Raw genomic sequence first — 18283 nt, forward strand, 5'->3', positions numbered from 1 at the left:
GTGCGGCATATTGTGCGTGGTGATGGTGCTGCTCGCCGGGCTGTTGCTCGACGGGTCGGCGCAGATGCGCAGCAGTCTGGGTTGGGTGACCCATTCCTCACAGGTGCTCAAGACCGCGAACCGGACGCTCGGCCATCTGCAGGAAGCGGAGTCGGGGCAGCGCGGCTATGTGCTGACCCGCAATCCCGAATTTGGCGAGACCGTCGCGGCCGAGATCGCCGCCGCCAAGCATGAAGCGGCCGCGCTGGTCAACCTGACTGCCGACAATCCGCCGCAGAATGAACGGGCGCAGCAGGTGCGCGCGCTGGTGACGGAACGGGCCGCGAGCCTGGAGAAGTCGGCGGCCATGACTCGCGCGGGCGACTTTGCCGGGGCGCAGGCATCGACCGCGACCGGACGCGGCCGCTATCTGATGCTGATGGTCGAAGCGCGGGTCGGCGATCTGCTGGCCGAGGAGCGCGCGCTGTCGGTCGAGCGCATGGGCGCGGTGGAACGGCGGCTCAACTATATTCGCTGGCTGGTGCTGCTGGGCACGCCGCTGACGGTGGCGATCATCGTCATCATGGGCGTGGCGCTGATCCGCGGCATCCGCCGTCCGGTCGAGGCTATGATGACGGTGATGGGCAAGCTGGGCGCTGGCGACCGCAGCGCGCGCATCGATGTCGAGATGCGATCGAGCGAGTTCGAGCGGCTGGCCGGCGGCTATAATGAAATGGCGCGCGAGCTGGAGGCGGCGGTTGCCGACCAGGTGGACAGCGAGGGGCGGCTGAAGGTCGCCAACCAGGAACTGAGCGCCAATGCGCAGGTGCTGCGCGAACGGGGCGAGGTGATCGAACTGCTGGGCGGCATGGCCCACCGGATGCAGGCGGCCCGCACCGACGAGGAACTGGCCTCGATCATCCGGGTGTTCGTGCCGCGCGTGCTGCCCGATATTCCCGGTGCCCTCTATGCCCATAATAATTCCCGCAACCTGCTGGTGCCGATCGCGGCCTGGGGCGGGCTGGAGGTGGAGCAGGCGGGCTTTGCGCCCGACCAGTGCTGGGCGCTGCGGCGCGGACAGAGCCATTATGTGACCGAGCAGGGGTCGGACATCGTCTGTGCCCATGTCGGGGCCGAGGCGGACCATTATCATTGCGAGCCGTTGCTGGCGGGCGGCGAGGTGATCGGCGTGCTGTATCTGCGCGGCGTGGTGGGGGCCGAAAACCGGTTCCGCCTGACCGTGCTGACCGAGAATATCGCGTCGGCCCTGGTCAACCATCGCCTGCAGCGCGGCCTGCGCGAACAGACGATCCGCGATCCGCTGACCAGCCTGTTCAACCGCCGCTACATGGAAGAGACGCTGGCGCTGGAGATTGCGCGGGCGACGCGCACCGGCAGCCCGCTGAGCCTGGTGATGTGCGACGTCGACCATTTCAAGCGCTTCAACGACGAGTTCGGCCATGAGGCGGGCGACGCGGTGTTGCAGGCGGTCGCGACGGAAATGCGCAGCCGCTTCCGCGACGGCGACGTCGTCTGCCGCTTTGGCGGCGAGGAGTTCACCATCATCGCGCCGGGCACGTCGGCCGTGGTGCTGGCCGACCGGGTCGAGATCGTCCGCCAGGCGATCAGCGAGCTGATGGTCAACCAGGGTGGCCGCACGCTGGGGGCGACGACCATGTCCTTCGGCGTTGCCACCTGGGAAGAGAGCATGGAGCGCGACGGCTCGACACTGATCAAGGCGGCCGATGCCGCGCTCTATCGCGCCAAGCGCGAGGGGCGGAACCGGGTGGTGCTGGACGCACGGGCGGAAGCGCTGTCAGCCTGACCGAGGTGGCCTGAAAGGGGCGGCGGAAAATAGGAAAATCGCCGCTTAACTTCGCATATTTCCCGCACATTTCGACATTTTATGTCGATGGTTGGAAATTTCCTTGCGTCGTCCTGCTTGCCTGATTTGAGAAAGAGCCGGGCGCGATCATGGCAGCTCGGCGCGCTGTAGGACAGCGGACCGTTTCATGCGGGCTGGAGGCTGTCGGCGATCGCGCGCAGATGGGTGAGCGCCGGATTGCGGGCGTCGGGGCGGACCATCAACAGTTGCTCGACCATCGGCGCATCGACCAGCGGCACGAAGCGCACGCTGGTCATGGCGAGGCGGCGCAGCGATTCCGGCACGATCGCGACGCCCAGCCCTTCGCCCACCAGGCTGACGATCGTCTGCTGCAACTGGGTTTCGAGCAATATGGCGGGCGGCGCGGCCAGCCAGCCCAGGATCGCGCGGCGCAGCATGGGCGTCACATCCGCGGGCGAGAGGATGAAGCGTTCGCCGGCCAACTGGTCGGGGGTGAGGGCGCTGGCGCTGGCCAGGTGATGGTCCGACGGGACGACGGCGGCGAGCGGCTCGCGATAGAGCGGGCTGGTGACGAGGCCGCGCCGGGGGCCGGGATCGAAGCCGATGGCGGCGTCGAAGCGCCCCTCCATCACGCCGTCGGCCAGCATCATCGGCAGCGTTTCGCGCAGGTGCAGCGTCACGTCGGGATGGGCGGTGGCGAAGCGGCGGGTCAGCAGGGGCACGCTGCTATAGGCGGCGTGCATCATGAAGCCGATCGTCAGTTCGCCAAGATCGCCGGACTGCCAGGCGCGGGCATCGCGACAGGCGCGGTCGAGCGCGGCGATGATCTGCCGGGCATCCTCCAGGAAGCGGGCGCCGGCGGGAGTCAGCACGGCGCGGCGCGAATGCCGCTCGATCAGGCGGACGCCCAGTTCCTGTTCCAGCGCGGCCACCTGACGACTGAGCGGCGGCTGGGTGACGTGCAGCCGTTCGGCCGCGCGGCCAAAATGCAGCGTTTCGGCGACGGCGACGAAATAGCGGAGCTGGCGAATATCAATCATACGGAATCAGTATCAATCATTCCATGTAATGGCATTGGTATGCATCGATTGGGCGGCGTAGGCGAGCGCTGTTTCCGCTGTCCCGAAAGTCCGTCCGATGTTGTCCGTGCTGCTGATCGTCCTGCCCATCTTCGCGCTGATCGGGGCGGGATGGATCGCCCGCAGGAGTGGCGTGCTGGGGCCGCATGCGACCGGCGAGATCAATCGCTTCGTGGTGTGGCTGGCGCTGCCGGCGCTGCTGTTCGACATCGTTGCCAAGGCGCGGTGGAGCGACATCTGGCAACCCGGTTTCATCGTCGTCTTCGGCATCGGCGCGGGGCTGAGCTTTGCCGCGACGCTGGTGCTGCGGCGACGCGGCGGGCGGCATCTGGCGGATGCGACGGTCGACGGGTTGAACGCGGGCTATGCCAATACCGGCTTCGTCGGCTTTCCGCTGGCAGCGACGATATTGGGGCCGGCATCGCTGGCGCCGACCCTGGTGGCGACGATCATTACCGTCTGTGTGCTGTTTGCCGTGGCGCTGATCCTGATCGAGATCGGCGTGCAGAGCGAGCGACGGCCGGGGCATATGATGGCCAAGGTCGCACGGTCGCTGGCGACCAATCCGCTGCTGGTGGCGCCGCTGGCCGGTGGGCTGTTCCTGGCCTTTGCCATTCCGCTGCCGGCGCCGCTCGACAAGTTCCTGTCGCTGCTGGGCGGTGCGGCATCGCCCTGTGCGCTGGTCGCGCTGGGCCTGTTCATCGCCGAGAAGCGGGAGAGCGCGCCGCCGCCAGCGGGAGCGGTTGGCTTTCTGGTGGGCATGAAATTGCTGGCGCAGCCGCTGCTGACCGGGGCGCTGGCGCTGGTCTTCCGCCTGCAGCCGGCGCTGGCGGCGACGGCGGTGCTGATGGCGGCGCTGCCGACAGGCACCGGCCCGTTCATGGTCGCCGAATTCTATGGCCGGGAAGCGGGTATCACCGCGCGGGTCGTGCTGGTCTCCACCATCGCCTCGCTGGTGACCATCACCCTCTATCTGAGCCTGCGCTGAGCATCAGGGTGACAGGGCGTTGCGCTTTCGCGCGCAAGGACAGGCCGTTAACAAAATAAATACTCGTCTTTGCTCTGCTGAGGGCGCAGGTTTTGCTGCTCCGATGGCGAATGAAGATGGGGGCCGGACTTGCGGCGACGGATCATTATCTTTCTGGCCCTGATATTGGCGATATTGGCGATCGTCATTCCACTGGCACTGACCGTCCATTTTTCGCGCGAGCGGGCGATCGCCGCCGAACGCGCGCATATGCAGGAATATGCCAACTGGACGCTGCTGCGCGCCGAGCAGGTCCTGACCGACGCCAAGGATGTGCTGGCGCAGGTCGGCAAGGGCGATTGTTCCGTCGGCCATATCGAGCGGATGCGCCAGTTGGCGATCGACAGCGGGGCAGTGGAGGAAGTGGGCCATTATGATGGCGATCAGCTGGCCTGCACCGGTTGGGGCAAGGTGCCGGCGGATGTTGTCATCGCGCGCGGGACGCCTTCGGCGACGCTGGCGGGCGGTTATGCGCTGCATCTGCATGTGAAGCCGCGCATCAGCCATGCCCGCGAGGTAATGGTGCTGGGCTATCGTGACCATAATGTGCTGATCCTGCCGCAGCGGCTGGTCGATGTCTTGTCCGACAGCCACATGATCCTGGGCATCGCGACGCGGCAGGGAACGCTGATCGCCATTACCGGGCGGGCCAATGACGGGCTGGTGGGACAATTGAGCCGGCAGGCGATGACCGGGATGGACGATACGGACATCTATGCGTCGGTGCAGCGCGGCGACCTGACCGCCTTTGCCATTGCCGACCGCAGCGCCATCGATGCGAAGCTGGGCAGCGAGATGCGCCTGTTATTGCCGATTGGGCTGGTGGCGTCCGCGATCCTGATGCTGCTGATCCTGTGGGTGTCACGCCAGCGCCTGTCGCCGGAAAAGGAACTGAAGCTGGCCATCCGCAAGCGCGAGTTCCAGGTTCATTATCAGCCGCTGATCGAGCTGGCGACCGGATATTGCGTGGGCGCCGAGGCGCTGGTGCGGTGGCGGCGGCCCGATGGCCGATGGATAGCGCCCGACCTGTTCATCCCGCTGGCCGAACAGAGCGGGCTGATCCTGGACATTACCGACCATGTGATCGAGCAGGTGGTAGCGGACCTGCACGTCATGCTGCTGGCCGAGCAGCAGGTGCATGTGGCGATCAACATTTCCGCGCGCGACCTGGAAAGCGGCCGCTTCCTGGACGTGCTGGAGCGCGAGATAGCCAAGGCCGGCATCGCGCCGGGCCAGATCTGGCTGGAGGTGACCGAGCGCAGCCTGATCAACCCGGACACGGCGCGCGCGACCATCGCCCGCGCGCGCGATGCCGGGCATCTGATGGCGATCGACGATTTCGGCACCGGCTATTCCAGCCTGTCGCTGCTGGAGACATTGCCGCTCGACGCGCTCAAGATCGACAAATGCTTCATCGATGCGATCGGCCGGGATGCGGCGGCCAGCGTGGTCACGCCCCATATCATCGGGATGGGGCGGGCGCTGAAGCTGAACCTGATCGCCGAAGGGGTGGAGACGCGCGAACAGGATGCCTATGTCCGCAAGGCCGGCGTCCAGTTCGCGCAGGGCTGGTATTATGCCAAGGCGCTGCCGGCGGACGAGTTCATGGCTTTCTACCGCGACTATAACCGGGGCAAGCGATCCCGCTTCCTGAGCGTCGCGGCCTGACGGTCAGTCCTTGCCCTTGAGCGCGGCGGCGAGCGAGACGGTGGCGCTGCCGCGGCGGGCGGGGGCGGCCTGGCTGGCATCGGGTTTCCAGCCGGACAGATAGATAAGCGCCATCTGTTCGGCGGTGCGGCCGTCGGGATCGGCGGCATCGGCGAAATGGGCGGCGGCGCGCATCAGCACGTCGCGCGACAGGGCCGGCGGGCGGGTGGCGAGCGCATTGCCCGCGCCCATGCCGCGCAGATCATGCATCAGCCGGACGATGTCGCCGTAGCGGATATTGAGCGTCTCGCCATCAGCGACTGGCATGGCGAAGCCGGCGCGGCTCAGGAGATCGCCGGCCGAGCGGACATCGACCTGGGGATGGACATGCTGGCCGGGCCGGTCGCCCTCGGCCGCGAGCAGGGCGGACTTGAGGCGGGCCAAGCTGCCGGCGCCGGCAAAGGCGGCGAGCATCAGCCCGTCGGGCCGCAGCACGCGGCGCATCAGGATCAGCGCGCCGGGCAGATCATTGACGCTGTCGAGCGTGCCGCAGGCGATGACCAGGTCGAAACTGTTATCGGCGAAGGGCAGGGCATCCTCGTCCGCCTGCACGCCGCCGGCCCGTTGCGCGGCGAGGAAGCCGGGATCGGCGCAGGCGACGCGCTTGCCCATGGCTTCTAGCGCGGCCTTCGCGCTGCCGTCCGGGCAGCCGATCAGCAATACTTCGGGCAGGTCGCGTTGCACATCGGCCAGCCGTTCGAGCAGTTCGTCCAGCATCGCGCGGTGGAGGAAGTCGTGATCGGCAAAGGCGCCGAGCATCCGGTCGCGGTGACGGGCGCGCAGGGCGCGGTCGAAAATGTCGGGGCGGGTTTCGGGGGCAGTCATGGCGGGCCTTGTGCATCGGGGACGAAGCGGGGACAAGGCAGATGATGTCGCTGGTCCCGCTTCTCAAGACCGTGATGCGTCCGGTCATGGATTATGCCCTTCCGCCCCGCTGCCCCGGATGCGGCGCGATCGTCGGCGCGGACCATGGTTTCTGCCTCGATTGCTGGAGCGGGATGCGGTTCCTGGGGCCGCCCTGCTGCGCGCGCTGCGGCCTGCCGTTCGAGCATGAGATGGGCGAGGGCGCGGCCTGTGGCGCCTGCCTGGCACAGCCGCCGCTGTTCGACAGCGCGCGGGCGGTGCTGGCCTATGGCGATGTCGCGCGGACGGTGGCGCTGCGGTTGAAATATGGGCGGCGGATCGGCCTGGCCCGGCTGGTGGCGGGACAGATGCTGCGCCATGTGCGGCCGGAGATGGAGGAGGCGCTGATCGTGCCGGTGCCGCTGCACCGCTGGCGGTTGTGGGGGCGCGGCTTCAACCAGTCGGCGCTGATCGCCGATCATCTGGGGCGGCTGACGGGGCTGGCGGTGGACAAGCATGGCCTGCGCCGGGTGAAGCGGACCCAGCCGCTGCGGGGGATGAATCCGAAACAGCGGGCGAAGGCGGTGCGCGGCGCCTTTGCACTGGGGCCGGACCATGGGCTGGCGGGACGGGTGATATGGCTGGTCGATGATGTCCATACCAGCGGAGCGACGGCGGCAGCCTGCGCGAAGCTGTTGAAGGCCGGCGGCGCGCGCGAGGTGCATCTGCTCTGCTGGGCGCGGGCGTTACCCAGAACCGGCGACGATTGACAAAGCGCGCATTCCCCCCAATTTCGGGGGAAAGGAGTTTTACCGAGATAATGGCAAAGGTCGAAATCTATACCAAGGACTGGTGCGGCTATTGCGCGCGGGCCAAGGCACTGCTGGAAGGCAAGGGTGTTGCCTTCGAGGAATATGACATTTCGCTGGGTGGCCCGAAGCGCGAGGAAATGCTGGAGCGGGCGCCGGGGCGCACCACCGTGCCGCAAATCTTCATCGACGGCCAGCATATCGGCGGCAGCGATGACCTTGCTGCGCTGAACCGCGAGGGCAAGCTAGACCCGCTGCTGGGGCTGTAAGCCCGATGCGCGCCGCGATTCTTCAGATGACGACCGGGATCGATCCGGCCGCCAATGCCGCCGCGATTGAGGAGGCGGCGAAGCGCGCCAAGGGGGAGGGAGCGGACATGCTCTTCACCCCGGAAATGGCGGGCTATCTGGACCGCGATCGCAAGCGCGCGGCGGAAACGCTGCGCGGCGAGGCGGACGATATCGTGCTAGCCGCGGTGCGCGAGGCGGCGGCGCGCGAGGGGCTGTGGGTCCATATCGGATCGCTGCCGCTGAAAGATGCGCGCAGCGACGGGCGCTGGGCCAATCGCAGCTTCATGATCGACGATCAGGGCGAAATACGGGCGCGCTACGACAAGATCCATCTGTTCGACGTCGACCTGGCATCGGGCGAGAGCTGGCGCGAATCCTCGGTCTATGGGCCGGGGGAAAGCGTGGTGGCGGTCGATACGCCCTGGGCGCGGATGGGCTTTTCCATCTGCTACGACATGCGCTTTCCCGATCTCTACCGGGCGCTGACCAATGCGGGGGCGACCGTGCTGCTGGCGCCGGCGGCCTTCACTGTGCCGACCGGGCAGGCGCACTGGCATGTGCTGCTGCGCGCCCGTGCGATCGAGGCGGGCTGCTTCCTGATCGCCGCCGCGCAGGCGGGTGAACATGCCGACGGGCGCACCACCTATGGCCATAGTCTGGTGGTCGATCCATGGGGCGATGAGCTGCTGGACATGGGCGAGGGCGCGGGCCTGGCCCTTGCCGATCTTGACCTGAGCCGCGTAGAGGCGGTGCGCGGGCGGGTGCCCGCCATCGCCAATCGGCGCGTGATACCGCAGGATGTTGAGATCAGGTGATCGTTTTTGACCTTAAGTGCGAGGGCCAGGGCCATGTGTTCGAGGCCTGGTTCGGCTCCAGCGCAGACTTTGCGGACCAGAAGGAACGGGGCCTGCTCGCCTGTCCGCTGTGCGGCGATACGCGGGTCGGCAAGGCGCTGATGGCGCCGGCGGTGGCGGCCAAGGGCAACCAGCGGCGCGAGATCGTGCCGTCGCAGCAGCAGCAGCAGCAGCCGGCGGCCGCAGCGGAGACGGCGCCGGTCGCGGCCGGGCCGGACGAGGCGAAGATGCGCGCGCTGGTCGAAGCACTGGCGGACGCGCAGAAGAAGGTGCTGGAAGGCTCGACCTGGGTCGGGCGCGGCTTTGCCGAGCAGGCGCGGGCCATGCATTATGGCGAGCAGGACAAGGGCAGCATCCATGGCGAGGTCGCCCCGGCCGAGGCCAAGGCACTGGCCGAGGAAGGCATCAATGTCGCCCAACTGCCCTTTCCGGTGATTCCGCCCGAAGCGAAGAATTGACCGCGCGCGCCGCGCATAATAGAGCCGGCGCTGCGTGCACCCGTAGCTCAGCAGGATAGAGCATCAGATTCCTAATCTGATGTGGTGCCGATTTCCCTGATACAATGTGATACCGCCAGATGCACGAAAAATGGCTGTTTTCCGCCATTATTCGATCGTCCCGGCTTCCGTTGATTGTATCAGGGAGTCTCCAATATGCTCCCCCAGTATGGACCTGTGACTACTTGTGGACTACTTGGCCTGCGAAAGGGACACGGCGACATGGCTGCGAAGAATTTGACTGACACGGCGGTTAAGAGCGCCAAGCCGACACCGGGCGCGAAGGCGGCCACGGCCATCAAGGATGGGATGACCCCCGGCCTCTATCTCATGGTGCAGCCCACCGGTTCGAAGTCATGGGTGTATCAGTATCGTCGGCCCAGCGATCAGAAGCAGGCGAAGATGTCGCTGGGTTCGTATCCCGCATTTTCGCTTTCGGACGCGCGAGCATGGGCTGGCGAACAGGAGGCGCTGCGCGGGCGCGGTATCGACCCCAAGCTTGAGAAGGTCCGCCTTGAGGATGAGGCCAAGGCGGTCGAGGAAGCCAAGGCGGCGAACGATACCCAAACCCTGCAATGGTTCTGGGACACCTACTATCTGCCCGACCATATTGAGCGCTTGAAACAGCCAGAGGCTGAAAAGCTGTATTGGTCGCGCTACCTGTCGCAGATCGCGCACCTTCCGCTGACCCAGATCGATCACCGGCTGCTGGACGGGCTGTTGGATCAGGCTAAGGCACGATCCCCGCATCAGGGTTACAAATTCGCTAGTTTCATGAAAACGCTCTGGAATCGCATGTGCAGCGAATATCGCTATAAGGTGCTCAATCAGGAAGACGCTGCGCGCTACCTTGTCGCGGCGAACACGATCAAAACAGTCGAGCGCCATCTGGATGAGCGGGAACTGGGATACGTGATTGCGGTGATCGACCGTTACGCGATGGCAAATCACCCCAGCAACCACCAGACGTTCGCGCTTGGCCTGCGCCTCATCCTCGCCACCGGATGCCGACTTGAGGAGGCAATGGGCGCATCGTGGGATCAGTTCGATCTTGAGGAAGGCAGTTGGACGCAGCCGGGCGCATCCACGAAAAACGGTCGGCCCAATTACCTGCTGCTGCAAGAACCGATTGTCGCATGGTTGAAGGCCATGCGGGCGTCCGCACCGGATGCACAATATGTATTCAGGCAGGCCAAGCAGGATAAGCCGCTCAACGCCTTTTCGAAGTCGACCAAGCTGCTGTTTCGCGAGACTGAACAGCTTGCCAAGGCGGATGGTGTGGAAATCGCCGGTTGGTCAGCGCACGATTTCCGCCGCACGATCACGACGACGTTCCAGCGCCTCCATCACCCCGGCACCATCAACCGGGTCGTGACCGATGAAGTGACCGAAGCGCTGCTGAACCATGTCGAGCGATCCACGACGATCGGCAGCCGCAAGAATTACAACAAGCACCAGTATATGCACGAAAAGGCATATGCGCTGCGGGTGTGGCAGGAGGTGCTGGATCAGGCCAAGGCTGCGGAAGATGCGCGCGCTGCGGTGCGCGGCAGCCTTGATCCGATCAGTCGGACGTCGAAGCAGCGGAAAAAGGCCAAGGCCTAACCGTCGTCGCGTGGGGTCAGTAGTTGGCCGCCACGCGCGACTGCATCCACTGGAGCAATTCGCTTTCGCGCCATGCGACACGGGTGCGCTTTTTGTTGAGGTAAACGGGGGAGGGGAACTCCCCTGTCTGCCGCATGCGATAGATGGTCATGCGGGAAAGGCTAGTGTGAGCCATGACTTCCTTCTGGCTCAGGAAACGGTCGGGGGTGGTAGTCATCGGTATTGGCAATCTGATTGTTGATACCCGTTGATACCGAAGCCGGAATCCCAGAATCAAAATTAAAATCGCCGCCGGGCATTTTCGCCCATTTGTCAGCGGAATCAGCGGTTTGGCGCGACCCGAAGGCTGAACTTAAAGTGTATGAACTTGTCCATCGCCCCAATAGCTATTGGCCAGATGGGCCTCATAGCCCTCCCACTCCGACTTCGACCACCACCGGCCATTGACCTCAATATGGTAGCGATCGTCATCGGTGGCCTCGGCAGGACGAACCCTACGATCGACGGGAAACGCGATCACATTGTCGTTGTCGTGCTGGCGGTCATGGTCGGGCTGATGCTTGTTCATGATGGTCCTCCCCCGGCCTGATGGTATCCCTGCGCCCGGCCGGTAGGGTGCAAGGATCGGTGCCACGCGGCCCCGCGCCGCGCAGATGATGAAGTGATTGATGGTTTGGGAAATTGGTAACCGCAGGGGCGGTCTGGTGGGGAGGCGTTGACCTCCCCAGATCGTCAGGCTTCTACGCGCGAAATTCGCGTGACCGTTATTGCTGCAACTTGATTTTGGAGAGTGTCGGTCGACCGAGTTGAGTTGTCGGCCAGCCACGCGAAGAACGGATTGAAAGCGTTGGGCGAATCGCAGCCTTCCATCACACGATACCGATCGTCATTGGTGAGGATCACGCGATACTTGTCACCATTGACCATTCTCTGATCATAGTTGACCTCATACCTTATGTCGAAATCCGGGTGCATGATTTCGACGATTACCGTTTGCAACTTTCCGAAATCTTCCCAAGTCACATTTATTTCGGCCCCACCCAGCGTGACCTGCGTGTCGGTCAACGGGACATCAATCACGTCCAGTTCCAGATTGTCCAACCAGAATTCTTCGAAATCTTCCACGGAAGTCATCTTATTATCCCCCACTGGGTCAGTCCCATCGGGCAGGCCATGGCCTGCCCGGATCGTCAGCGCAAGACGGTCAATCGATATGTTCGCCAGCGTAAAGCCCCGCCTTCATCATCACTTCCTGTGCCTGCTCTTCGTAGCCGACGATCTTGGTCAGTTCTTCGGCCGTATCGACGATGAAGGCCTTGCCATTGATGACCTGAAACTTCCGCTCTTCGGAGAAGTGAGCGATCAGCGTTCCACCGATCGTGCGGTAAACGGACAATTTCTTGTAGGAACCGTCGGGTTGCGGGCGGTGCGAATATGCCAATCTGGTGCCAGTGAAGCGGTAGGGTTCTTCGCCGTCGCGACGAAGGCAGTGGCGAGGCATATGCGACCGCACAGCCTTCTCCAGCGCATCCCGGACTTCCGACCATGGCGATGCGTTGGCGATGTCAGACAGATACTGAGCGAAAACGGATTTGCTCTTCTTGTGGTCTTTGAAAATGGTGGTCCCGCTGTGGTCCTTGACCGCCGTGCGCTCGACGGTCACGAACGGCTCAGAGTGGTCGCCAGCTTCGACCTTCCTCATCGTGATGACGGCGACCGGTCGGTCATCCATCATTTCGTGCCATTCCTCGCCTTCCTTGATGGTTTTCAGCGTCAAAGTGGATGCGTTCTTATCAATCATGGTCATGTTCCTTGGGCATATCTTCCCCGTCGCCGGAACCGCACAGTCCCAGCTTGGTCAGTTCATCAAAGTAATGGAGGTCAGGGCAGCAAGGCGTTGATAGCTTTGGCGTCCCAGTAGAGCGGTATCTTCTTTACAGTCTCAACAGGCGGCGGAATACGACCTTCTAAGCGCATACGGTCAAGGGTGCTGACCGCTACGCCAAGCCTTTTGGCTACTTGTTCTCTGGTAAGAAGTTCCACTAAATTTCCCTCAATTTCCTGAGGGGTCACCATATATACTCACAAATCCTCGTACTAAAGCTCATAAAAAGTAGTATCTGTTTTACAGTCGTTAAAATACTACTTTTGATGAACTAAAATTGGCAAAATCGATCACAGGATCGATCGGAGTCGAGGATTTACGTCAATCGGTGATCGATTTTGTTCGTAAAAAAGTGGGGCCACAGTCTGAAAGCTGACTGTGGCCCCCAAAGGGTCTTCATAACGGAGATGTCGGGACGATCGAACCATGGGAGAGAGAAACGAGGAATAACGACAGACCTCGGATCGTCCCGACAATTCTATTTATACCAAAGCCCCGATCTTCGGCGCAATATTAATCGATTTTCTCGATTTCCTTTTGCTTCGCCGCCTTTTGCTCCGCGCGCTTCCGCGCCTTGCGCGCCGTGTCCAGCGCCCGTTCGTGATCCTTCTTTGCCTGAATTTCATCCGGGGATAGAACCGGCGGCTCTTTCTTCGCTGGTTTCCAATCGGCCCAGCCCAGATCGTGCAACGCCAGCGATGGGATGCAGTAGCCTGTTGATTGGAAATAGGCTTCCAGATGCTTGGCCTGCACCTCATCATAGACCCACAGATTGACCGTTTCGGTGCTGGCTGCGTCCCTGATCGACGTGCGGCAGGCGAACTGAACCAACACTTCATATTCGCGCGTTTCGATCACCGCGTCAGGGTCGACGCCGATCATCCGCATGACCAAGCGGTCGCTCGTGTCGGGCTTGCTGGTGTATATCATTGTCGCGGTGGTGGCTGCCATGAACCGATTTGAACCCTGCTGGCGCGGCGATAGCTTGACCCCTGCGATGTTCACCCCTTGCGTGGTCAAGGTGGCCTCATCGTCCCCGTTACACATCCAGATATGGCGCATAGGATCGACCTGTGCATCAATGTGGCGCGCGACCTGTCGAAGGTGCCCCTTACCCCTCTCGCTGTTCCAGAGCATCCGCTGGGCCGTATGGGCGCGGGCGAAGTAGTTGATGACGACGCGGCGCTGCGCGTAGGGCCGGGTCATGCTGCGGTCGAGGCGAACCCATTCGATTTCAGGCCATTTCGCCGACATGATCCGATAGGTGACTGACCGGGTGAAGGCGTTGGCCAGAATGGTGACGCGCTGAAATACGCCAAGCTGTTCCGGTGACCAGATCGACCACCATGTCCAGTTCGCATCTTCGTTGAGTTCGGACCATCTTGCCAGCTTGGTTGCAACCTCGATCCGATCGGACAGGACGCGAGCGTGGAAAACGCCCACCGCTTTGGCCAGATCATCGCGGGCGAAATCCTTGGCCGTGCTATCGCTGACGGCGGTGATCCGGCGCACCCGATCATTTTCCGTTGGCATCAGGTCATAGTGCCGGGCGAAGAAATCCTTCGTCACGCTGGTCGACAGTAGCTGCTTATCCCAGATCGTTGGTGTCTCGTCGATGTAGAGGTTCCAGCCCTCAAAGGCGGCCAGATCGGCTGATTTTAGGCCTTCGTGCGTGATGATGATGATCATGTGGCCACGCTGGTAGGTCGAAGGTAGGGCCTCAATCTCGACACGGACATTGGCCACGCCAACCCGGTCTAGGCGGCCATCTTCGCGCACCTCGGCCTGTGACGAAAAGATCGTCTTGATGACAGGGGTGGTGCCAGCATCGGCGGCCAGTTCGGCCAGCATCTTGAGGCGTTCAACCATGACCGTGCGCTGTTCGACCGCCAAAAGGTAAAGGCCGGGAGTGCGCACCATAAAATTGCATTCGGTATAGGTCTTGCCCGACCCACAGGGCCGGTCGTCATAATAGATAGTCGTCATTTCTCTCTCGTTTGGCGCGTCCGGTTGGCGCTACTAGTTGCTATAATATTGTCCGGTTATTTGACTATATTTATCTTAGTAACCGGACCGGACAGGTATAGGAGAGGAATTGAGGAATTCTTGTTGAGTAATTGGGCATTCTATGGAACTGGGCGAAGCCCGGTCAATATCTTTCGCTTGCGCATCGCGCCCAAGGCCGAATGGCCTCATGCCAATGAGGACAGGCCGCAGGTCGCACGCGATCGGGAGGAGCCGCAAGGCGACGAGCGATTGCGATAACGTTGACTATATGTATAATGATTCCAAAGGCATAAGGTGCGCGTGACCGCTGGCGCGGCCACGGGAATGAAGGCCTCATCAGTCGGCAGATGCCTCCTTCGGGTCGGCCTCATTCGATCAGCTATCGCAAGGGATAGGCCTTCGGCCCGTGTTCATACACTTTAAGGTCAACCTTGATCATCAACGCGGATAGCGGGCCGTCAAAGACGGACACTGAAGACCACCCGCGTAGCGGGGCCGAAGGCCCCTTAGTAGCGCCAAACGGACATCGTCAGGCGTCTTCCCTGCGCCGTCGCCTCAATTCAGCCGCTCTTGTCTGGAAGGATATCTGATCAACCGATCGATAGACGCCAACGGCGTGATAGACCGCGTTGACCAAGGCCGTGACGGTCTGCGCGCGGCAGATATCCGTCATATGTTGGCCATGCGGATGGACGTAAGAGCAGCCGCGCCAAAGCCGATCGAACGCCCCGCGATCCTTTCGACCAGACACGGCGAACAGGTAGGCAAGCGCAAACCGCAGGCCCATCGACTGCCTGACCCGACCATCTGCGCAAGCCTCCTCGACGACCAAAAGGGCCTTTCTCGTTAGATCATCGCGGGTGAGTCGGGTCATATCCAGACCAGTACAAAGCAAGAACGTTTGGGAAAAGCCACCAAACGAACTAATATCGTTGCGGTATCAAAACGAACTTAAAGTGTATGGACTTTTGCGCGCGGAATTTTTCGCCGGGTTCATACACTTCATGTTCGACCGGGCGATCAGATCGCGTCGGTCAGGCCTGCGTCGCTCTTGGCTTCATAGGTGAGGATGAAGCCGGGAATGGCACCCGTGGTCAGGCTGATAAGGACGCCATCCCGATACCACTCATAGTCGGTCATGTGCCGGTCGATGCCCATGCTGGGGGTGAACATGCGGTTCCCTGTCTGGGTGCGCTCTTCCTTGCGCCGGGGTTCGCCATACTTCTCCAGCAGGGCGGCCAAGATCATGGAATAGTCGTCGATCGTTTCCAGCGTGACCTTGCGGACATGCTTGGTCTTGGTGCCATCGGGGTGCTTGCGCGTGTCCAAGGTCAGTTCAGCCCTGACGACAAATTTCGGGGCCAGTTCGTAGCTGAATAGCATCCCGGTGGAAGTCATTTCGGGAAATAGCTTCCTTGCGTCATTGATGTCCATGCCAGCCCTGATGCCTTTCCAGAGCATGGGGCCTTCGACCTGCGCTGCCACAGGGGCAGGGGCCTCCTGTGCCATCACCGGCATCGCCACCGTCATCAACATCGCCGCCATCGCATACTTCAACATCTGGTCATCCTCGCAATAAAATCTATGTCGAGTATGTATCATATGACTCAAAGTTGCTGCAATGACTTCTAATAGAAGTGAAATGGGCAATTATATATCGCCTTATGGTTGGCGACATCGCCATAAGTAGGTGATGAGCAATGACGAATGGCGGGGAGAGATAACCCGCAAACACAAGCGCAGCGGCAAGGTCTATGAGGTCAAATACCTCGACTTGCGTGGCCTTCACCCGATGGATCGGCGCAAGCTGGAATGGCTGGCGTTCGCGCCGGGAAGCCTTCGACAGGCGGTAGCGGACGCGCGGTTGGACCTGATGGTCAATGGGTGGTCGTGATGGAGAAGATCGGATGGGACGATTTGATTGCCGAAAATGAGGCGCGCCGGGCTGAACTGGGGTTGGTCGATATCGACCCTGAAGAAGCGATGCAGAAGGCACAGGAGCGCAAGGCGTTCAAACTGAAGAGGCTGGCCGAACTGGTTGAAGCCGGGATCGACGTGAGTAAGGTCGACTATAAGGAGCGTCGACGCCTGATATGGGGTGACACCCGCATCCACCCCGACACCGGCGCGACCCTTCGCCGCGACATTCGACCGTTCCCGGTTGGCGATCAGATGGTCGATGTTCCCGGATAGTATCCCGATGACGATGGTGATGCGATCTTTGAGGTCGACGGTCTGGCGGTTATTGGGGCGACGCAGAAGTCGATCGGTGGTGGTGTTGGTAAGCGTCGCAATCCACGGTCATAATTCGAACCGAAATTTCGCGGGTTTCAACAGGTGCGTCTTCCGGTTCGTATTCGGGTTCATAAACAGGTTCGTGTTTGTGTTCGTTTTAAGGACGCTAAAAGTTCGTCCGAAATTCATACGAGTTTTTCACGGCATAATTCGTGATAAAATCCGGTTCGCGTAAGTCTATTGACCGAACCGTCAATATGCGTGTGCGCATTGCGGTCGCAATATGGTACGTAATAAGACTGTTGGAAGAGTGTTGAATGATACTAGCGCGTTGACATCCTACGCAGTCCTTGCGAATATTCCGAACATTCGGAAAAAATCTGGCAGCCACGCCAATTTTTCCTTGCGCCGAATCCATGTGAGGGTCATTACCGAAATAGGCCACCAAGGATATCACTCCCTGATGGCCTATTCGTCGAACCGGGTTGCCGCCCGGTTCAAATCAGAGGTCGAAATGTCCTCACCGGTAAGAAAAGGAACGGAACGTGGAACCTCCATAGCCCCAAGGGGCCGCCCCGGCAGTCAATGACTGTCGGGGCTTCCTCGTTAATGGGTAATGACGGTCGCGTCAATATTCCGGCATCAACCTGACCAGATGTTGATGCTGCGGCAGATAGAATATTTCAGGGTCGACGCCAAAATCTGAATATCCAGCAGATGGACCGCGCACCTTGATTCTACCTTCGTTGTTCAACTGAACTAATTCTTCATGAAGTGTTTCGGGATTTACTCCCGTTACGGGCATGCTTCCATTCACCGCTGCGACTGGACCGTTTTGTAGGCGCTGGAGGATTTTGATTCGGGCTTCACTCATCGGATCATATCCTTGATTGGTGTTGATCGCCGTCAGGCCCCGGCAACAACCATTATAACCGATGTTCCCATGTTGTTCCAGCCTTGAAAACAAGGGGTGGTGTCATTAGGTGCCCCGAATAGCTACATGTTGTGCCTGAAATGTGGGCAGCACACATAAGTATAGGCATGACGATACCCACAGATGATGCCCCGAAGCATACCCAGACCCAGATTGCGGAGCGCACCAGCGGCCTGATGGCCCAGATTGCCGATGACGTTCGCAAATCGAAGGTTGGGCGCAAGACGAAGCGCACCCCAGAGTTGATCAACGACCTCTTGCTGTATCTTCGCGCCGGATTGTCGCTGGAGGATGCTGGTCGTCAGGTTGGCGTGTGTAATGAGACGATACACAATTGGAAGCGCGCTGATCCTGACCTTTCTGCGGATATCGAACAGGCCCGCGACGATGGGATGGAGACGCTGGAGGCCGCAATCATCAACATCATGTCTGGAGGATCGTTGTCGACGGGCAGCGTGAACCGCGACAAGGCTTTGGTGCATGAATTGCGGTGGATAATGAGCAAGCGTAACGCGCGCTATCGTGACAAGGTCGAGGTCAATCAGACGGTTACGACCTACACGATCCAAGCCAACCCGAAATCGCTGGCGATGTTCGATCAGCCTTTGATTGAGGGTGATTTCATCGACGTTGATGCGGTGATGATTGAGGATCAGAGCGAAGAATAGGCTTCATACACAATCTAA

General features: G+C 61.3%; 22 protein-coding genes. 11 read left to right on the forward strand and 11 right to left on the reverse strand.

Features of this window, described 5'->3' with window-relative positions:
- The first annotated feature begins 22 nt into the window (after positions 1-22).
- Complete coding sequence (locus tag JQK15_RS13380; protein WP_214866185.1) at positions 23-1804, forward strand: diguanylate cyclase; 1782 nt, start codon at positions 23-25, stop codon at positions 1802-1804.
- 185 nt (positions 1805-1989) lie between these two features.
- Here JQK15_RS13380 and JQK15_RS13385 read toward each other — a convergent pair whose 3' ends face one another.
- Positions 1990-2865: a LysR family transcriptional regulator gene (locus JQK15_RS13385; protein WP_214866044.1), complete on the reverse strand. Its 876-nt coding sequence runs from the start codon at positions 2863-2865 to the stop codon at positions 1990-1992.
- Between the two features lie 97 nt (positions 2866-2962).
- Here JQK15_RS13385 and JQK15_RS13390 point away from each other — a divergent pair, with 97 nt between their 5' ends.
- Complete coding sequence (locus tag JQK15_RS13390; protein ID WP_214866045.1) at positions 2963-3892, forward strand: AEC family transporter; 930 nt, start codon at positions 2963-2965, stop codon at positions 3890-3892.
- A 129-nt stretch (positions 3893-4021) separates the two neighbouring features.
- Entirely contained in the window at positions 4022-5599 is a 1578-nt protein-coding gene (locus tag JQK15_RS13395) for an EAL domain-containing protein (protein ID WP_214866046.1), read from the forward strand.
- Positions 5600-5602: 3 nt separating this feature from the next.
- On the opposite strand, the gene JQK15_RS13400 is transcribed toward JQK15_RS13395, so the two are convergent.
- Positions 5603-6463 carry a class I SAM-dependent methyltransferase gene (locus JQK15_RS13400; protein WP_125997738.1) on the reverse strand — a complete coding sequence of 287 codons (861 nt, stop codon included), beginning with the start codon at positions 6461-6463 and terminating at the stop codon, positions 5603-5605.
- Between the two features lie 41 nt (positions 6464-6504).
- On the opposite strand from JQK15_RS13400, the gene JQK15_RS13405 reads away from it, so the two are divergent.
- From JQK15_RS13405 to JQK15_RS13425, 5 genes are all read left to right on the forward strand, one after another.
- Positions 6505-7251, forward strand: a complete 747-nt coding sequence (locus JQK15_RS13405; RefSeq protein WP_214866047.1) for a ComF family protein — start codon at positions 6505-6507, stop codon at positions 7249-7251.
- A 50-nt stretch (positions 7252-7301) separates the two neighbouring features.
- Entirely contained in the window at positions 7302-7559 is a 258-nt protein-coding gene (grxC, locus tag JQK15_RS13410) for a glutaredoxin 3 (RefSeq protein ID WP_010335902.1), read from the forward strand.
- A gap of 5 nt (positions 7560-7564) precedes the next feature.
- Complete coding sequence (locus JQK15_RS13415) at positions 7565-8395, forward strand: carbon-nitrogen hydrolase family protein (RefSeq protein WP_214866048.1); 831 nt, start codon at positions 7565-7567, stop codon at positions 8393-8395.
- The gene (locus JQK15_RS13420; RefSeq protein WP_214866049.1) at positions 8392-8892 is read left to right on the forward strand and encodes a DUF1178 family protein; all 501 of its coding nucleotides are present in this window, start codon (positions 8392-8394) and stop codon (positions 8890-8892) included. Before JQK15_RS13415 ends, JQK15_RS13420 begins: the two co-directional genes overlap by 4 nt.
- A 261-nt stretch (positions 8893-9153) precedes the next feature.
- On the forward strand, positions 9154-10536 hold the full coding sequence (locus JQK15_RS13425; protein WP_214866050.1) for a tyrosine-type recombinase/integrase: 1383 nt from the start codon (positions 9154-9156) through the stop codon (positions 10534-10536).
- Positions 10537-10552: 16 nt separating this feature from the next.
- Here the strand turns inward: JQK15_RS13425 and JQK15_RS13430 are convergent, their stop codons facing one another.
- The 8 genes from JQK15_RS13430 to JQK15_RS13465 form a co-directional block, all read right to left on the reverse strand.
- Positions 10553-10753 (reverse strand): helix-turn-helix transcriptional regulator, encoded by a 201-nt coding sequence (locus JQK15_RS13430; RefSeq protein WP_214866051.1) that lies wholly within the window; start codon positions 10751-10753, stop codon positions 10553-10555.
- 135 nt (positions 10754-10888) lie between these two features.
- Positions 10889-11104, reverse strand: coding sequence for a hypothetical protein (locus tag JQK15_RS13435; RefSeq protein WP_214866052.1), 216 nt, complete (start codon positions 11102-11104; stop codon positions 10889-10891).
- A gap of 164 nt (positions 11105-11268) precedes the next feature.
- Entirely contained in the window at positions 11269-11661 is a 393-nt protein-coding gene (locus JQK15_RS13440; RefSeq protein WP_214866053.1) for a hypothetical protein, read from the reverse strand.
- Between the two features lie 79 nt (positions 11662-11740).
- Entirely contained in the window at positions 11741-12337 is a 597-nt protein-coding gene (locus JQK15_RS13445) for a hypothetical protein (protein ID WP_214866054.1), read from the reverse strand.
- A gap of 80 nt (positions 12338-12417) precedes the next feature.
- Positions 12418-12612: a helix-turn-helix transcriptional regulator gene (locus tag JQK15_RS13450; protein WP_214866055.1), complete on the reverse strand. Its 195-nt coding sequence runs from the start codon at positions 12610-12612 to the stop codon at positions 12418-12420.
- 322 nt (positions 12613-12934) lie between these two features.
- Positions 12935-14407 (reverse strand): hypothetical protein, encoded by a 1473-nt coding sequence (locus JQK15_RS13455; RefSeq protein WP_214866056.1) that lies wholly within the window; start codon positions 14405-14407, stop codon positions 12935-12937.
- A gap of 550 nt (positions 14408-14957) precedes the next feature.
- A complete protein-coding gene (locus tag JQK15_RS13460) occupies positions 14958-15302 on the reverse strand; it encodes a hypothetical protein (protein ID WP_214866057.1) in 345 nt (114 codons plus the stop codon).
- A 146-nt stretch (positions 15303-15448) separates the two neighbouring features.
- Complete coding sequence (locus tag JQK15_RS13465; protein ID WP_214866058.1) at positions 15449-15973, reverse strand: hypothetical protein; 525 nt, start codon at positions 15971-15973, stop codon at positions 15449-15451.
- A 148-nt stretch (positions 15974-16121) separates the two neighbouring features.
- On the opposite strand from JQK15_RS13465, the gene JQK15_RS13470 reads away from it, so the two are divergent.
- Positions 16122-16322: a hypothetical protein gene (locus JQK15_RS13470; RefSeq protein WP_214866059.1), complete on the forward strand. Its 201-nt coding sequence runs from the start codon at positions 16122-16124 to the stop codon at positions 16320-16322.
- Positions 16322-16621 (forward strand): hypothetical protein, encoded by a 300-nt coding sequence (locus tag JQK15_RS13475; protein WP_214866060.1) that lies wholly within the window; start codon positions 16322-16324, stop codon positions 16619-16621. Before JQK15_RS13470 ends, JQK15_RS13475 begins: the two co-directional genes overlap by 1 nt.
- A 670-nt stretch (positions 16622-17291) precedes the next feature.
- Here JQK15_RS13475 and JQK15_RS13480 read toward each other — a convergent pair.
- Positions 17292-17537, reverse strand: a complete 246-nt coding sequence (locus JQK15_RS13480) for a hypothetical protein (protein ID WP_214866061.1) — start codon at positions 17535-17537, stop codon at positions 17292-17294.
- A 167-nt stretch (positions 17538-17704) separates the two neighbouring features.
- On the opposite strand from JQK15_RS13480, the gene JQK15_RS13485 reads away from it, so the two are divergent.
- A complete protein-coding gene (locus JQK15_RS13485) occupies positions 17705-18265 on the forward strand; it encodes a terminase small subunit-like protein (RefSeq protein WP_214866062.1) in 561 nt (186 codons plus the stop codon).
- Positions 18266-18283: the final 18 nt, after the last annotated feature.

The sequence above is a fragment of the Sphingobium sp. BHU LFT2 genome (assembly GCF_018604485.1).
GTDB lineage: Bacteria > Pseudomonadota > Alphaproteobacteria > Sphingomonadales > Sphingomonadaceae > Sphingobium > Sphingobium yanoikuyae_A.

What these genes read in the sequence shown, in the direction of transcription:
- JQK15_RS13415 (WP_214866048.1), top strand. Translation starts at nt 7,565, where the DNA reads ATGCGCGCCGCGATTCTTCAGATGACGACCGGGATCGATCCGGCCGCC.
- grxC (WP_010335902.1), top strand. Translation starts at nt 7,302, where the DNA reads ATGGCAAAGGTCGAAATCTATACCAAGGACTGGTGCGGCTATTGCGCG.
- JQK15_RS13405 (WP_214866047.1), top strand. Translation starts at nt 6,505, where the DNA reads ATGATGTCGCTGGTCCCGCTTCTCAAGACCGTGATGCGTCCGGTCATG.
- JQK15_RS13485 (WP_214866062.1), top strand. Translation starts at nt 17,705, where the DNA reads ATGACGATACCCACAGATGATGCCCCGAAGCATACCCAGACCCAGATT.
- JQK15_RS13480 (WP_214866061.1), bottom strand. Translation starts at nt 17,537, where the DNA reads ATGAGTGAAGCCCGAATCAAAATCCTCCAGCGCCTACAAAACGGTCCA.
- JQK15_RS13465 (WP_214866058.1), bottom strand. Translation starts at nt 15,973, where the DNA reads ATGGCGGCGATGTTGATGACGGTGGCGATGCCGGTGATGGCACAGGAG.
- JQK15_RS13385 (WP_214866044.1), bottom strand. Translation starts at nt 2,865, where the DNA reads ATGATTGATATTCGCCAGCTCCGCTATTTCGTCGCCGTCGCCGAAACG.
- JQK15_RS13460 (WP_214866057.1), bottom strand. Translation starts at nt 15,302, where the DNA reads ATGACCCGACTCACCCGCGATGATCTAACGAGAAAGGCCCTTTTGGTC.
- JQK15_RS13470 (WP_214866059.1), top strand. Translation starts at nt 16,122, where the DNA reads ATGAGCAATGACGAATGGCGGGGAGAGATAACCCGCAAACACAAGCGC.
- JQK15_RS13455 (WP_214866056.1), bottom strand. Translation starts at nt 14,407, where the DNA reads ATGACGACTATCTATTATGACGACCGGCCCTGTGGGTCGGGCAAGACC.
- JQK15_RS13435 (WP_214866052.1), bottom strand. Translation starts at nt 11,104, where the DNA reads ATGAACAAGCATCAGCCCGACCATGACCGCCAGCACGACAACGACAAT.
- JQK15_RS13400 (WP_125997738.1), bottom strand. Translation starts at nt 6,463, where the DNA reads ATGACTGCCCCCGAAACCCGCCCCGACATTTTCGACCGCGCCCTGCGC.
- JQK15_RS13380 (WP_214866185.1), top strand. Translation starts at nt 23, where the DNA reads ATGGTGCTGCTCGCCGGGCTGTTGCTCGACGGGTCGGCGCAGATGCGC.
- JQK15_RS13430 (WP_214866051.1), bottom strand. Translation starts at nt 10,753, where the DNA reads ATGACTACCACCCCCGACCGTTTCCTGAGCCAGAAGGAAGTCATGGCT.
- JQK15_RS13450 (WP_214866055.1), bottom strand. Translation starts at nt 12,612, where the DNA reads ATGGTGACCCCTCAGGAAATTGAGGGAAATTTAGTGGAACTTCTTACC.
- JQK15_RS13475 (WP_214866060.1), top strand. Translation starts at nt 16,322, where the DNA reads ATGGAGAAGATCGGATGGGACGATTTGATTGCCGAAAATGAGGCGCGC.
- JQK15_RS13425 (WP_214866050.1), top strand. Translation starts at nt 9,154, where the DNA reads ATGGCTGCGAAGAATTTGACTGACACGGCGGTTAAGAGCGCCAAGCCG.
- JQK15_RS13390 (WP_214866045.1), top strand. Translation starts at nt 2,963, where the DNA reads ATGTTGTCCGTGCTGCTGATCGTCCTGCCCATCTTCGCGCTGATCGGG.
- JQK15_RS13445 (WP_214866054.1), bottom strand. Translation starts at nt 12,337, where the DNA reads ATGATTGATAAGAACGCATCCACTTTGACGCTGAAAACCATCAAGGAA.